Origin of the sequence: Sphingomonas sp. UYEF23 (genome assembly GCF_040546165.1) — a bacterium.
Classification (GTDB): Bacteria; Pseudomonadota; Alphaproteobacteria; order Sphingomonadales; family Sphingomonadaceae; genus Sphingomonas; species Sphingomonas glacialis.
In genome coordinates this window covers 14,139-28,655 of sequence record NZ_JBEPNG010000013.1, presented here as the reverse complement: position 1 = coordinate 28,655, position 14,517 = coordinate 14,139, and the positions used below count along the sequence as shown (strand labels likewise).

12 protein-coding genes and 1 tRNA gene are annotated in these 14,517 nt (G+C 67.5%); 8 read left to right on the top strand and 5 right to left on the bottom strand.

The window, feature by feature from the left end:
- Positions 1-40: 40 nt before the first annotated feature.
- Together ABIB28_RS17410 and ahcY are read left to right on the top strand one after the other, a co-directional pair.
- Positions 41-613 carry a YqgE/AlgH family protein gene (locus ABIB28_RS17410; protein ID WP_133187509.1) on the top strand — a complete coding sequence of 191 codons (573 nt, stop codon included), beginning with the start codon at positions 41-43 and terminating at the stop codon, positions 611-613.
- Positions 614-717: 104 nt separating this feature from the next.
- A complete protein-coding gene (ahcY, locus tag ABIB28_RS17405; protein WP_189676925.1) occupies positions 718-2,139 on the top strand; it encodes an adenosylhomocysteinase in 1,422 nt (473 codons plus the stop codon).
- A gap of 118 nt (positions 2,140-2,257) precedes the next feature.
- Here the strand turns inward: ahcY and ABIB28_RS17400 are convergent, their stop codons facing one another.
- Entirely contained in the window at positions 2,258-2,866 is a 609-nt protein-coding gene (locus ABIB28_RS17400; RefSeq protein WP_133187513.1) for a CC0125/CC1285 family lipoprotein, read from the bottom strand.
- A 288-nt stretch (positions 2,867-3,154) separates the two neighbouring features.
- Between ABIB28_RS17400 and ABIB28_RS17395 the strand changes: the two genes are divergently transcribed.
- The 3 genes from ABIB28_RS17395 to ABIB28_RS17385 all read left to right on the top strand — a co-directional run bounded on the left by ABIB28_RS17395 (position 3,155) and on the right by ABIB28_RS17385 (position 4,450).
- Entirely contained in the window at positions 3,155-3,751 is a 597-nt protein-coding gene (locus tag ABIB28_RS17395) for a hypothetical protein (protein ID WP_354289320.1), read from the top strand.
- A gap of 34 nt (positions 3,752-3,785) precedes the next feature.
- Entirely contained in the window at positions 3,786-4,313 is a 528-nt protein-coding gene (locus tag ABIB28_RS17390; RefSeq protein ID WP_165954452.1) for a DUF2141 domain-containing protein, read from the top strand.
- A 62-nt stretch (positions 4,314-4,375) separates the two neighbouring features.
- Positions 4,376-4,450, top strand: a tRNA-Asn gene (locus ABIB28_RS17385).
- Positions 4,451-4,553: 103 nt separating this feature from the next.
- On the opposite strand, the gene ABIB28_RS17380 is transcribed toward ABIB28_RS17385, so the two are convergent.
- On the bottom strand, positions 4,554-5,348 hold the full coding sequence (locus ABIB28_RS17380; RefSeq protein WP_240699022.1) for an NAD kinase: 795 nt from the start codon (positions 5,346-5,348) through the stop codon (positions 4,554-4,556).
- 207 nt (positions 5,349-5,555) lie between these two features.
- Between ABIB28_RS17380 and ABIB28_RS17375 the strand changes: the two genes are divergently transcribed.
- Together ABIB28_RS17375 and ABIB28_RS17370 are read left to right on the top strand one after the other, a co-directional pair.
- Complete coding sequence (locus ABIB28_RS17375) at positions 5,556-7,544, top strand: putative bifunctional diguanylate cyclase/phosphodiesterase (RefSeq protein ID WP_354289319.1); 1,989 nt, start codon at positions 5,556-5,558, stop codon at positions 7,542-7,544.
- 14 nt (positions 7,545-7,558) lie between these two features.
- The gene (locus ABIB28_RS17370) at positions 7,559-8,014 is read left to right on the top strand and encodes a YybH family protein (protein WP_354289318.1); all 456 of its coding nucleotides are present in this window, start codon (positions 7,559-7,561) and stop codon (positions 8,012-8,014) included.
- Positions 8,015-8,142: 128 nt separating this feature from the next.
- Here ABIB28_RS17370 and mfd read toward each other — a convergent pair whose 3' ends face one another.
- Together mfd and ABIB28_RS17360 are read right to left on the bottom strand one after the other, a co-directional pair.
- Positions 8,143-11,718: a transcription-repair coupling factor gene (gene mfd / locus ABIB28_RS17365; RefSeq protein ID WP_354289317.1), complete on the bottom strand. Its 3,576-nt coding sequence runs from the start codon at positions 11,716-11,718 to the stop codon at positions 8,143-8,145.
- A 49-nt stretch (positions 11,719-11,767) separates the two neighbouring features.
- The gene (locus tag ABIB28_RS17360; protein WP_354289316.1) at positions 11,768-12,034 is read right to left on the bottom strand and encodes an FAD assembly factor SdhE; all 267 of its coding nucleotides are present in this window, start codon (positions 12,032-12,034) and stop codon (positions 11,768-11,770) included.
- Between the two features lie 87 nt (positions 12,035-12,121).
- Between ABIB28_RS17360 and recG the strand changes: the two genes are divergently transcribed.
- Positions 12,122-14,182: an ATP-dependent DNA helicase RecG gene (gene recG / locus ABIB28_RS17355; protein ID WP_354289314.1), complete on the top strand. Its 2,061-nt coding sequence runs from the start codon at positions 12,122-12,124 to the stop codon at positions 14,180-14,182.
- 3 nt (positions 14,183-14,185) lie between these two features.
- Here recG and ABIB28_RS17350 read toward each other — a convergent pair whose 3' ends face one another.
- Positions 14,186-14,506, bottom strand: a complete 321-nt coding sequence (locus tag ABIB28_RS17350) for a PilZ domain-containing protein (protein WP_354289312.1) — start codon at positions 14,504-14,506, stop codon at positions 14,186-14,188.
- Positions 14,507-14,517 lie beyond the last annotated feature (11 nt).

Sequence of the window (14,517 nt, the reverse complement as noted above, 5' to 3'; positions counted from 1 at the left end):
AAGCGTGGCGAGCCGCGCGGCACGGGCCTATGTTCGTTGCATGGATCAAGCGACTTTCCTTACCGGCCAGTTTCTGCTGGCGATGCCCGGTATCGGCGACCCGCGCTTCGATCATGCCGTGATCGCGATGTGCGCGCATGACGCGGAGGGCGCGCTCGGCATCGGGGTCGGCACGGCGATCGAGGGGCTGGGGCTGCACGCCGTGCTCGAGCAGCTCGAGATCGATCCGGGCGTCGCGCCCGACGCCCCGGTGCATTTCGGCGGCCCGGTCGAGCCGCGGCGCGGCTTCGTGCTTCACACGCTCGATTGGGCAGGACAGGATACGATCGAAGTGGCCGGCGCGGCGGGTGCGCTGTGGGGGCTGTCGGGGACGATCGACGTGCTCAAGGCGATTGCCGAGGGCCGCGGCCCGTCGCGCTGGCTTGTCGCGCTCGGTTATGCCGGGTGGTCCGAGGGGCAGCTCGATGGCGAGATGACGCGGCATGGCTGGTTCAACGTCGCGGCAACGCCGGATCTCCTGTACGACGTCGCGGCCGACGCCCGCTGGGAGGCGGGTTTTGCGATTGCCGGGATCGATCCGCGCCTGCTGGTCAGCGAGGCCGGGCGGGCGTGAGACGGTTTTCCGGATTTCCGGGCAAGACATAAAGATATCTTTATATTTGATCCGGAGGCGTTTTGCGGGTAGGGGCGCGGCATCACACAACCGGAGATAGCCCCGTGGCCACCGTTCTCGACCGCCCTGCGAACGACTATGTCGTCGCCGACATCACGCTTGCCGATTTCGGTCGCAAGGAAATCAACATCGCCGAGACCGAGATGCCCGGCCTGATGGCGCTGCGCGAGGAATTCTCCGCATCGCAGCCTTTGAAGGGCGCGCGCATCACTGGTTCGCTGCACATGACGATCCAGACCGCAGTGCTGATCGAGACGCTGACCGCGCTCGGCGCCGACGTCCGCTGGGCGACGTGCAACATCTTCTCGACGCAGGACCATGCCGCTGCCGCGATCGCCGCGACGGGCGTCCCCGTGTTCGCGATCAAGGGCGAGAGCCTCGCCGACTATTGGAACTATGTCGGCGACATCTTCAACTGGGGTGCTGACACCGACGGCCAGACCGCCAACATCATCCTCGACGATGGCGGCGACGCGACGATGTTCGCGCTGTGGGGCGCCAAGCTCGAAGCCGGCCACACGATGGGCGAGCCCGAGAATGACGAGGAAGTCGAATTCCAGCGCGCATTGAAGGCGTTCGTGGCGAAGTATCCCGGTTACCTGACCGAGACCGTCAAGAACCTGAAGGGCGTTTCGGAAGAGACCACGACGGGCGTCCACCGCCTGTACGAGATCGCCAAGAAGGGCGAGCTGCCGTTCCCGGCGATCAACGTCAACGACTCGGTGACGAAGTCGAAGTTCGACAACCTCTACGGCTGCAAGGAATCGCTGGTCGACGCGATCCGTCGCGCGACCGACGTGATGCTCGCCGGCAAGGTCGCTTGCGTCGCCGGTTTCGGTGACGTCGGCAAGGGTTCGGCGCAGTCGCTTCGCAACGGCGGCGCGCGCGTGATGGTCACCGAAGTCGATCCGATCTGCGCGCTGCAGGCCGCGATGGAGGGCTTCGAAGTCGTGACGATGGAAGAGGCCGTGACTCGCGCCGACATCTTCTGCACCGCGACCGGCAATGCCGACGTCATCACCGCCGAGCACATGGCGGCGATGAAGCCGATGTCGATCGTCTGCAACATCGGCCACTTCGACTCGGAGATCCAGATCGCCGCGCTGTCGAACTATGAGTGGGACGAAGTGAAGCCGGGCACCGACCTAGTGAAGTTCCCCGACGGCAAGCAGATCATCATTCTCGCCAAGGGCCGCCTGGTGAACCTCGGCTGCGCCACGGGCCACCCGTCGTTCGTGATGTCGGCATCGTTCACCAACCAGACGCTCGCGCAGATCGAGCTGTGGACCAAGGGCGAGAACTACAAGAACGAAGTGTACGTCCTGCCGAAGCACCTCGACGAGAAGGTTGCAGCGCTCCACCTCGAAAAGCTCGGCGTGAAGCTCTCGCAGCTGACCCCGAAGCAGGCTGGCTATATCGGCGTTCCGGTCGAGGGCCCGTTCAAGCCCGACCACTACCGCTACTAAGGACGCGGCGCCCACGGGCGCCGCTCCAACAAAAAAGCCGCATCCGCTCAAGAGCGGGTGCGGCTTTTTCGTGTTCGCGATCCGGTCCCGGTCGCGCTGGGCGCGACCGGGCGGAGAATTACTTGGGCGTGACGATGCTCGGCCCGAGGTTGGCGATAACGTCATGCGCGTCGAATGCGCGAATGTTGTCCTTGGGCTTCGGACCCTTGCCGATCACGATCTCGGCATTGGCTTCGTATTTGTCGATCGTGTTGACGTCGATCCCGCGGTCGAAGAAGGGATCGCCGAAATACGGATCCCAGCTGCGCCAGCCGAAGCCGCGGCCACGATAGCGCCAGCTCGGGCCCCAATAGCCGCCACCGAACCCGCCACCATAACCGAAGCCGCCGCCATACCCGCCGATTCCGGGCGTGGTATAGGTGCGCGTCTTCTTGTCGACTTCGCGATCGGCGAAGACGAAATAATCGCCACCGTTCTGCACCGTCAGTTCGGCTGCGCGATACAGCAGATACTTTTCGACCGTGTCGCGCGCGGTGTAGCTGTTGCCCGAGAAGCTGACCATGAAGCGGTTCGCCTCGATCTGGCGATCGCTATAGCCCGAGCGTTCGAAGCCGCGTCCGACCGCGGGGCCATAGGTGGATTCGGTAGCGCAAGCGGACGTCAGCAGGGTGACGGCGCCGAGCGCGACCACCAGGGATTTTCTAAGCGTTGGGGAAGCTATCGGCATTTCGATCTCCAGAGGCGGTCCAGTGCGGCGAACCGTGCCGTGCGGGCCATGAAGCGCAGAACGATCGAGGTGGCGCAAGGCTCCGCCAATCTTCTGGTCGCGTCACCGATAGCGCGGGCCACATGAACCGCAACTGACGCGGCGATGACGAATGCGGAAATCCGTTCGTCGATGCGACGAACCGTTTTGTCGCAGCCGGGAACGGTATCTGGCGGTTCTCTCGCGCTGGCGCCGTCACGGTATCGAGAGCGATTGCAGGCGGGGGCGTCTTGCGGTCGGCTCGGGAGGATGGCCATGCGGATTGCGCTCGGGATTTCGTTGGGACTGATCGCCGCGACCATGCCGGTCGCCGCATCCGCCGCGCCGGCGGACGCGCTCGATTCGCCGCTGTCCACGGTCGTCGAACGGATGTTGCCGGTCGAGGCGAAACTCACCCCCGATTTCCGCGTGCGCACCGATCTGCTGACCACTTCAACAAGCATCAGCCCGCTTGGCGATCCTACAGGCCCGATGCAGCATCGCTTCGCGAGCTCGATGATCGATTATTATCCGCTCGGCGGCAGCGGCCTGCGGCTCTCCGCCGGCATGCGCTTCTTCCAGGTCGCCAATTTCCTCAAGGACGCCGAGAAGGCGACTGCTGGCCTGCTGTACAACCCGCGTCTGCCTGGCAGCGGCAATGCGGTGCGGACTGGCTTCAACCGCCACACGCCCGCCGCGACGGTCGGTTATACGGGCACCTTCAAGAACGCGCTGTTCGGGGTCGAGGTCGGCAGCCTGATCGGCAACGCCAATGCCAATTTGCCGCGCGCCATGGACCGGCTGAGCAACCGCGCGCGCGGCGGGATGAACCCGATCGCCAATGTGGTGTTCGGGCTGCGGTTCTGAAGTGGGCGATACGCCACCGTATGTGGGACTGAGGATGAAGACGATCTTGAATCTCGCGCTGGGCGTCTGCGGCGCGATGCTGGCACTTCCGAGCGTTGCGCAGGCCGGCGGCATCATGGGCACCGATGCCGCGCATTGCAGCTCGGGCAAGGGGCCGGCGATCCAAGTCAACGTGCTCGATCTCAAGGACCGCCGCGGGCAGCTCAAGCTCGAGCTCTATCCCGCGAACGACGCCGACTTCATGCGCTCCGACACCGAGCTCCTTGCCGAGGGCAAGGTGTTCCGCCGCGTGACCGTCGACGCGCCGGTCGCTGGGCAAGTCGCGATGTGCATCCGCGTACCGCATCCGGGGCGCTATGCGCTGCTGTTCCTCCATTCGCGCCGCGCGCAGGACAAGTTCGACTTCTGGCAGGATGGCGTCGGGCTGCGCAGCAACACCCGCATCGGCCGCGCGCGCCCGCCGCTCGCCAACGCGACGGTCGAGGTGGGCAACGGGGTTTCGGTACTCGATATCGAGACGCAATATCTGCGTGGACTCCGCGGATTCAGCCCATTGCGATAAAAGCGCATTACGGGCCTTGCGCGTTCGCGAAACCCGCTGCTATAGGCACGCCACTGCAGTGTTCCCCGATAGCTCAGCGGTAGAGTAGGTGACTGTTAATCACTTGGTCGTTGGTTCGAATCCAACTCGGGGAGCCATTTTCCAGCGCAGTGCGTGACCCGCAGCCTAACGCTTAGGCGCGGTCACCATCTCCCAGAAATCAATGTTTCGCTCCGCACTCGCCGCGATGCGTCGCGCGGGTCAGGCCGCGAATTGTTCCATCGTAATCCGATCGTCGAGCGCGTGCTCGGGATCGAACAGCAGTGTCAGCTCGCGCGTGCGGTCGATCATGATCTCGACTCGCGCGACATCGCGAATCTCGCGCTGATCGGCCACCGCGCTGACGGGACGTTTGGCGGGTTCGAGCACGCGCAGCGTGATCCGCGCCTTGTCGGGCAGGATCGCGCCGCGCCAGCGCCGCGGGCGGAACGGGCTGATCGGCGTCAGCGCCAGCATGTTCGAGCCGAGCGGCAGGATCGGTCCTTGCGCCGAGAGATTGTACGCGGTCGATCCGGCCGGTGTGGCGACCAAGATGCCGTCGCACGCAAGCTCGGGCAACACGATGCGGTCGTTGACGGTGACTTCGAGCTTGGCAGTCTGGCGCGTTTCGCGCAGCAGCGAAACTTCGTTGATCGCGGGGAGCGCGAAGCTTTCGCCGCCCACCGTCGTCGCGGTCATTGCCAGCGGCACCACCTTGAACGCCTTGATTCGCTCGAGCCGCGCATCGAGCCCGTGCGGGCGCCACTCGTTCATCAGGAACCCCACCGTGCCGAGGTTCATCCCGAATACCGGCACGACCGGCTTGCGCCTCTCGAGCATCGCGTGGAGCGTCTGGAGCATGAACCCGTCACCGCCGAGTGCGACGATCAGTTCGGCGTCCTCGACGGGAACCCAATCGTGTGCGTCGGACAGCATCGCGGCGGCGTCCTGCGCGGCCTGGGTCGGCGAGGCGACCAGCGCGCGGCGCGCGCCGGCCATGTTGGCGGAAACTGTCATGGCGCGTTCCCGCTGGTGGTGTGCGGCGCTGCCACGACCGCCGGCGCGAAGCCACGCACAGCGCGGGCCTTGCTGTCGGGACGGTCGGCAAGAACAGGCGCGCTGGTCATCTCGCTTGGAGCTAGGGCTTCGGATCGAGCGTCACAAGGGCGATTGCGGCGGTAACACCCTCTTCTTTAACCCAAGACGGCGCATTAGGGTCGTTGCATGACCGGTACGCCCAACGCCCCGCTTTTCATCCTGTCGTTCCGACAGCGCGACGAACTGGCGTCCTTGGCGGCGGGCGCTGGCTGGCAAGTCGTCGCCGCGCGCCGGGCGGGCGGGGCCGAGCGACGCTTCCTGTCGAGCGGCGCCGCGGTGGCAGTGATCGATGCGCGCGGCGCGCCGGCCGATGGGGTGGCAGCGGCACGCACGATGAGCGGCGCGGTCGAGGCGAATGGTGGCGCGCTGCTCGCTTTGGTTTCGCGCGGCGAGGCGGCGACGATCGCCGCGCTTTACGGCGCGGGGGCCACGCATTTCCTGGCGAGCCCGTTCAGCGAGGCTGAATTCCTCCAGGCGGTCCGCTTTGCCGCGCGCCATGCCGAGCGGATGGCGCGCGAATGGGCGGCAGGGCCGGTCTTCGCGCCGCTCGGCTGGCGCTACGATCTGATCAGCCGGACGCTCATTCTCACGCCGGGGCTCGCAGCTTTGCTCGCGATCGACGACGAGCCGAGCGTGCGCGCGATGCTGCGACGGCTCGACCGCGGTGATCGCATCGCTGCCGTGGCGGCGCTGCGCCGGGTCTCGGCCAACCGTCCGGCCACCGCCTTTGCGCATGATTCGGACCTGACGACGGTCGGGCGCGTGGTGCAGCATCTCCAGCTCGACGCCGATGGCGGGCGGATCGACGCCGTGGTCGAACCGCTCGGCAGCGCGCCCGAGCCGGCCGCCGAGCTGCGCGAATCGCTTGCCGGCGCGCGCGATGCGGGGAGCGCGCGGCGCTGGCTGACGCGGCGGCTCGCCGACGAGACCGGCGCGCCGCTCCACGCGATGCTGATCGCGCTCAATCGCTTCGACATGGTCAATACAGCCTATGGCCGCGCGACGGGCGACGCCTTGCTGAGCAGCGCGCAGAAGCGGATCGACGATGTCGTGCGCGACATGCTCGGGCGCGACGCGTTGATCGTGCGGCTCAGCGGATCGACCTTCCTGGTTGCGGCCCGCAGCATCCGGTTGCGGATCGATCTCGTGGTCGAGCGAATCGCGCACGCTCTGGCGCGCCCGTTCGTGACGGGCGATTCGATCGCCGTGCTCGGTTGCCGGATTGGGCTGGCCGAGGCCCTGCCGGACGATAGCGCGGCAAGCCTGTTGCGCCGCGTCAGCGAGGCGCTGGCCGACGCGCGCGAGTCCGATACCGCGACGATGCGCGTCGCCGACGCCGAGCAAGGCGATGCGCCGATCGACCAGCTTGCGGTCGAGCTCAACCATGCGCTCGAACGCGGCGAGATTGGCGTGCTGTACCAGCCGCAGGTGTCGGTCTCGACCGGGGCGATCGTTGGTGTCGAGGCGCTGGCGCGCTGGGAGCATGGCGTGCTCGGCACGATCGGCGCCGAGACGCTGTTCGCCGCGGCGGCGCGGGCCGATCTCGAGATTGGCCTGTCGGACCATATCCAGCGCGTCGTGCTCGCGCAGGCGGCGGCGTGGCCTGCGGCCCTGGCGGGCTTGCGCCTGTCGCTCAACCTGACCGCGGCCGACATCGCGCGGCCGGGTTTCGCCGACCTGTTTCTCGACCGCGTCGATGCCAGCGGCTTCCCGCGAACGCGGCTGACGCTTGAAATTACCGAGAGCGGGCTGATCGAGGATCTCGGCCTCGCCTCGGCGTTGCTGTCGGTGATGCGCGGGGCGGGGTGCCGGATCGCGATCGACGATTTCGGGACGGGCTATTCGAGCCTCGCCTATCTCAAGGCATTGCCGCTCGATTATCTCAAGATCGACAAGAAGCTCGCGCAGGACATTACCGGGTCGGCGCGCGACCGGATCGTGGTGCGCGGCGTGATCGACATGGCGCGCTCGCTCGGGCTGACGGTGATCGCCGAGGGGGTCGAGACGCAGCCGCAACTCGAGGCGCTGGCGGCCGAGGGGTGCCAGATCTATCAAGGGTTCCTGTGCGCCGAACCTATCTCGGTCGAGGCGCTCGAGGCGCTGGTCGCGCGCTAGCTGGAGGTACCGGAATGAAGCGCCTTGCCTTGGGAATGTTCCTCGCCGCAGCGCCGCTTGCGGCCAACGCGACTCCGCCAGCGCCCGTGGCGCAGCGTGCGCCGCAAGCCGGCGTCGAGGCGGCGATGGCCGATAGCGCGGCGGGCTGGAATGCGGGCGATCTCGCGCGCTTCATGGCGGTGTATTCGGATGCACCCGAGACCAGCTTCGTGACGAAGACCGGCGTGCTGCGCGGCAAGGCAGTGATGGCCGAGCGCTATCGTACCAAATACGACTTCGCCGACGTCGGCAAGCGCGGCGTGCTGAGCTTCGTCACGCTCGACTTCCGGCTGCTCGATCGCGGCCATGCGCTCTATATCGGCCGCTACACGCTGCGCGCCGCCGATGGCAAAGACCAGTCGGGGATGACGTCGCTGGTGTTCCGCAAGGAGCGGGCGGGGTGGCGGATCATCGCCGACCATAGTTCGTGACCCCATTGTTCCCCGGCGAAGGCCGGGGCCTAGCAGCGCGCCGAAGCTAAGCGGGCGCAACGCCCGATGCTCTTCCGCTTCGCTACTGGGCCCCGGCCTTCGCCGGGGAACCGACTGGGCAGGGCGCGTTACCCCGCCGCCTTCGCCAACCCCTTCGACAATTGCAGCGCGCCGTGTAGCCGCGCCTTGGGATCACCCCAGGTGCGCGTCACCACTAGCTTGCTGTCGGGCCGCAGGCGGGCAACGCCGTCGAGCTTGGCGACCCATGCCAGCAGCCCTTCGACGTTCGGCGGCTTGTCGTCGAAGAAGGTGACGAGCGCGCCCTTGGGGCCGACGTCCATCTTGGCGACGCACGCCTTCTTGGCGTTCATCTTGATCTCGATGATGCGGATGAGGTTCTCGGTCGGTGCGGGGAGCTTGCCGAAGCGGTCGATCAGCTCGGCGGCGAAGGCCTCGACCTGGTTCTGGTCCTCGAGATCGTTGAGGCGTCGGTACAGCCCCATCCGCAAATCGAGATCGGGGACATATTCCTCGGGGATGAGGATCGGCGCGTCGACCGTGATCTGCGGCGAGAAATCCTTCGGGCGCAAGCGCTGGCCGCCGGCCTTGGCGTCCATGATCGCTTCTTCCAGCATCGACTGGTAGAGTTCGAAGCCGACTTCCTTGATGTGCCCCGATTGCTCGTCGCCGAGCAGATTGCCCGCGCCGCGCTGGTCGAGATCGTGGCTGGCGAGCTGGAAGCCCGCCCCCAGCGTATCGAGATCGCTCAGCACCTTGAGCCGCTTCTCGGCGGTCTGGCTGAGCGTGCGGTTCTCGGGCGTGGTGAGATAGGCATAAGCGCGCGTCTTGGCGCGCCCGACGCGGCCGCGCAGCTGATAGAGCTGCGCGAGGCCGAAGCGGTCGGCGCGGTGGATGATCATCGTGTTGGCGCTCGGGATATCGAGCCCGCTTTCGACGATCGTGGTCGAGATCAGCACTTCGAACTTCTTGTCGTAGAAGGCCGACATCCGCTCCTCGACCTCGCTCGGCGCCATCTGGCCGTGCGCGACGACGTAGCGCACCTCGGGCACGTGATCGCGCATGAACGCCTCGATCTCGGGCAGGTCCGCTATCCGCGGGGTGACGAAGAAGCTCTGGCCACCGCGATAATGCTCGCGCAGCAGCGCTTCGCGCAGCACGACCGGGTCCCACGGCATGATGTAGGTGCGCACCGCGAGGCGATCGACCGGCGGGGTCTGGATCACCGACAGCTCGCGGATGCCCGACATCGCCATTTGTAGCGTGCGCGGGATCGGCGTGGCGGTCAGCGTGAGGACGTGGACGTCGGTCTTGAGGCCCTTCAGCCGTTCCTTGTGCGTCACGCCGAAGCGCTGCTCCTCATCGACCACGACGAGCCCGAGCCGCTTGAACTCGATCCCCTTGGCGAGGATCGCGTGCGTGCCGATCACGACGTCGATCGTGCCGTCGGCGAGGCCCGCCTTGGTCGCCTTGGCCTCGGCACCGGGGACGAGCCGCGACAGCCGCCCTACGTTGAGCGGGAAGCCCTCGAAGCGCGCGGTGAAATTGTTGAAATGCTGGCGCGCGAGGAGGGTGGTCGGGCAGACCACCGCGACTTGCAGCCCGGCCATCGCTGCGGCGAACGCACCGCGCAACGCGACCTCGGTCTTGCCGAAGCCGACGTCGCCGACGACGAGCCGGTCCATCGGCGTGCCCTTGAGCAAATCGCCCATCACGTCCTCGATCGCGCGGTCCTGGTCGTCGGTTTCCTCGTACGGGAAGCGATCGACGAAGGCGGCATAGCCGCTGTCGCGATCGATCGTCTCGGCGGGGCGCAGCGCGCGCTCGGCCGCGGTGGCGATGAGTTCGCCCGCGATTTCGCGGATCCGCTCCTTCATCTTCGACTTGCGGCGCTGCCAGGCTTCGCCGCCGAGCCGGTCGAGGCTCGCGCCTTCGCTGTCCGAGCCGTAGCGGCTGAGGACTTCGAGGTTCTCGACGGGGACGAAGAGCTTGTCGCCGCCGGCATAGGTGAGGGCGACGCAGTCGTGCGGGGCCTGGCCGACGGGGATCGAGGTCAGGCCCTCGTAGCGGCCGATGCCGTGGTCGGCATGGACGACGAGATCGCCCGGCGTGAGCATCGCCAGTTCGGCGAGGAAGGCGTCGGCCGATTTCTTGCGCTTGGCGCGACGGACGAGGCGGTCGCCGAGCATGTCCTGCTCGGTGAGCAGCGCGACCTGCGGGCTGGAGAAGCCGTGATCGAGCGGGAGGATGATGAGCGCGACCGTCGCGCCATGTCCTCCCCGCCCGCTTGCGGGAGGGGTTGGGGGTGGGCTCGCGCTGTCTGCGCCAGCTGACTTTGAGGGCGCGCGCCCACCCCCAGCCCCTCCCGCAGGCGGGAGGGGGGCAGAAGGAGCAGAAGCGCCGAGCGCCTCTTGCCACGTGTCCACCAGCTTGAGGTTCGTCGCGCCGTGATCGCGCAGCAACCCCGCCAGCCGCTCGCGCGCGCCCGCCGAATAGCTCGCCAGCACCGCTTTCCGCCCATCGCGCTCGAGCGTGCGCAAATGATGCACCACCGCCTCGTACACGTTCGCGCCATTCGCGCGCTCGGCCCCGAAATCGCGCGGGCCGTCGACGCCGAAGTCGAGCACGCTCGCGCTCTCGGGCTCGTGGAACGCGGTGATGCGGTGCGCCGGCGCCTCGTCGAGCCGCGCCGCGAAATCCTTGGCGGTGAGATACAGCGCATCGACCGGCAGCGGACGATAGCTGCCGGGGTCGCTGACCTGCGCCTTCACCCGGTTGGCGTGGTAATCGGTGATCGCCTCGAACCGCTGCTCGGCCGCCGCGACCGAGCCTGCATCGCGCAGGATCACCGCATCGTCGCCGAGATGGTCGAACAGCGTCGTGAGCTTGTCCTCGAACAAGGGAAGCCAATGCTCCATCCCCGCGAGCCGCCGCCCTTCCGAAATCGCCTGATAGAGCGGATCGCCCGTCGCGGTCGCGCCGAAGCGCTCGCGATAGCGCGCGCGGAAGCGCTTGATGCTGTCCTCGTCGATCAGCGTTTCCGAGGCGGGCAGCAGGATGAAGCCGTCGACGCGCCCCGTCGTGCGTTGGTCGGCGGGGTCGAAGGTGCGGACGCTCTCGATCTCGTCGCCGAAGAAATCGAGCCGCAGCGCGTGCTCCTCGCCGCTCGGGAACAGGTCGACCAGGCCGCCACGGACCGCGAATTCGCCCGAGTCCGCCACGGTTTCGACGCGGACATAGCCGTTCGCCTGCAGCTGCGCGGCGAGCTTGTCGCGACCGATCCGCTCCTTGGGCGCGAGCTTGGCGACGAGCTGGCGGATGCGGAACGGCGTCAGCGTGCGCTGCGCCACCGCGTTGACCGTTGTGAGCAGGAGCTGCGGGCCCTTGATCGGCTGCTGCAGCCGGTGGAGCGTCGCCATGCGCTCGGCCATCACCCGCAGCGTAGGGGAAGCGCGATCGTACGGGAGGCAGTCCCACGCCGGGAAGGTCAGGATCTCGAGCTCGGGCGCGAAGGTCTGCGCGGTCGCGGCGATCGCGCGCATCGCAGCTTCGTCGGGCGCGACGAACACCGCGCGCGACTTGGCGGCGCGGGCGAGGTCGGCGAGCAGCCACGGCTCGAACCCGGTCGGCACGCCGGCGAGCGTCAGTGGGGTCTTGGCGGTGAGGATCGTGTTGAGGTTTGGCATCGGTACTTTCGAGGTCCGTCACCCCGGCACACGGCCGGGGAACGAGAGACTATTCCGCGATCGGCACGTAGTTGAGCGCCTGCAGCGCCTCGAGGATCGATCCGCGATAGCGCTCGGGGCAGGTATCGGTCCCGATCGCCCACGCCATGATGTCGACGTCCTGCTCCTCGAGCAGCTCCTCGACCAGCGTGAGCTCGGCACCGTCCCAGCCCACCGAGCGCGCATCGAAGAAGCCGCCGATCAGCAGATCGGCTTCCTTGGTGCCGCGGTGCCAGGCGCGGAAGCGCAGGCGTTTCAGGCGGGTCTCGCGGTCCATGCTCGCTCCATACAGAAATGCCCGACACCGACCGACAGCGGAACGCTGGCGGCGGAAGCCGGGTGGGGGTAGAGGACCCAGATAGTCATGCGACCCGATATCCTCAATCCATTGTTCGCCGAAGTCACGGCGCTGAAGGGCATCGGCCCGGCACTCGCCAAACCGCTCGACCGGCTCGGGCTGTCGCGCGTCGTCGATGTCGCCTTCCATCTGCCGACCGGCTGGGTCGATCGTCTCGCGCGTGAAGAGCTCGACATGGCCGATGCCGGGCGGGTGATCGCGATCACGCTGACCGCGCAATCGTACCGCTCGAGCGCGGGGCGCGGGCCGACGCGGGTCCATGCGACGGATGCGGTCGGCAACGTCGTCAGCCTCGTCTATTTCGGCGGGAATTCGGGCTGGGCGAAGAAGTTGCTGCCGGTCGGCGAGCCACGCCGCGTGTCGGGCCGGCTCGAAATGTACGGGCAGGATCTGCAAATGGTCCACCCCGACTATGTTCTCCCGCTCGAGGAAGCCGGCGACACGCCCGAGCGCGAGGCGATCTATCCGCTGTCGGAGGGGATGACCTCGAAGCGCCTCGGCCAGCTCGCCGCGCAGGCGATCGAGCGCGCGCCAGACCTGACCGAATGGATCGAGCCTGGGTTACTCGCCAAGCAGCAATGGCCCGCCTGGCGCGAGGCGCTCGCGCGGATCCACGCCGATCCCTCCGACGCGATGGCGCGCGAGCGGCTGGCGTATGACGAGATCTTTGCCAACCAGCTGGCACTGATGCTTGTGCGCCAATCGTCGCGGGCAAGGCGGGGACGGGCGCTCGCAGGGACCGGTAAGCTGCGCGATGCGCTGCGGCTGCCTTATGAGCTCACCGGCGCGCAGGCGCGTACCGTGCGCGAGATCGAGGGCGATCTCGCCCAGCCGCAACCGATGCTGCGCTTGCTGCAGGGCGATGTCGGCTCGGGCAAGACGCTTGTCGCGACGCTCGCGATGCTCGTCGCGGTCGAGGCGGGCGCGCAGGCCGCGTTGCTCGCGCCGACCGAGATCCTCGCGCGCCAGCATTACGAATCGCTGCGCCGCACGCTCGCCGGGCTGCCGGTCGAGGTCGCGGTGCTCACCGGGCGCGACAAGGGCAAGGTGCGCGAGGCGACGCTGATGGGGCTCGCCGCGGGGACGATCGACATCCTGATCGGCACACACGCGATCTTTCAGGAGGCGGTCGCCTACAAGGATCTCGGGCTGGTCGTGGTCGACGAACAGCACCGCTTCGGCGTCGCGCAGCGGATGATGCTCCAGGCCAAGGCCAAGGCTGCACCGCATTTGCTGGCGATGACCGCAACGCCGATCCCGCGCACGCTGACGCTCGCCAATTATGGCGAGATGGATGTCAGCCAGCTCGACGAGATGCCCCCGGGCAGGCAGCCGATCGAGACGCGCGTCATTTCCGAGGACCGCCTCGCCGATGTCGTCGATGCACTCGGCCGACATTTGTCGGATGAGGGCCAGGCATACTGGGTCTGCCCGTTGGTCGAGGAAAGCGAGAAGAGCGACATGGCCGCCGCCGAGGCGCGCGCCGAGACGTTGCGTGCACGCTTCGGCGACCGCGTCGGGCTGGTCCACGGCAAGATGAAGCCCGCCGAGAAGGACGCGGTGATGAGCGCGTTCTCGGCCGGGCAGCTCGGCGTGCTCGTCGCGACGACGGTGATCGAGGTCGGGGTCGACGTACCTAATGCGACGCTGATCGTGATCGAATATGCCGATCGCTTCGGGCTCGCGCAGCTCCACCAGCTGCGCGGTCGTGTCGGGCGCGGCTCGGGCAAGTCGAACTGCCTGCTGATCCGCGGCGGCTCGCTCAGCGAAACGTCGCGCGCGCGGCTCGCCTTGATGCGCGAGACGACCGATGGCTTCCGCATCGCCGAGGAAGATCTGCGCTTACGCGGGGCAGGGGAGCTGCTCGGCACCAAGCAATCGGGCGAGGCGGGCTTTCGTTTGGCCACGCCCGACATGCTGATGACGCTGCTCCCGGTCGCGACCGACGATGCGCGGCTGCTGATCGACCGCGACGGCGGGCTCGAGGGTGCACGCGGGCAGGCGGCGCGCACCGCGCTTTATCTGTTCGAGCGCGATGCGGGGGTTGCGCTGCTGCGGTCCGGCTGAGCGCTACTTCGCCTTCAACAGCACCGCGAGCAGTTCGTAATATTCGGGCAGCGGGATCGCCACGTCGAGTTCGCACCCGATCCGCCCGCCCAGCGCCCAGCGAATCTCGGCGACCACCACCCCGACCACCGGAAGCGTGACACGGAGCCGATCGCCGACGCCGTAGCTCAGGTCGCACCGCGCCATCAGCCCAGCGGCCGAGAGATTCACGATCAGCAAGGAGAGTTGCCGCGCGTCGGGCCCGAACGCCCGTGCGCGGTAATGTACTTCGTCGCGGACGAGCGTCCGGCTCTCCGTTGTCGCCAAGTCCAACGCCTTACCCATTACAAGCCCCC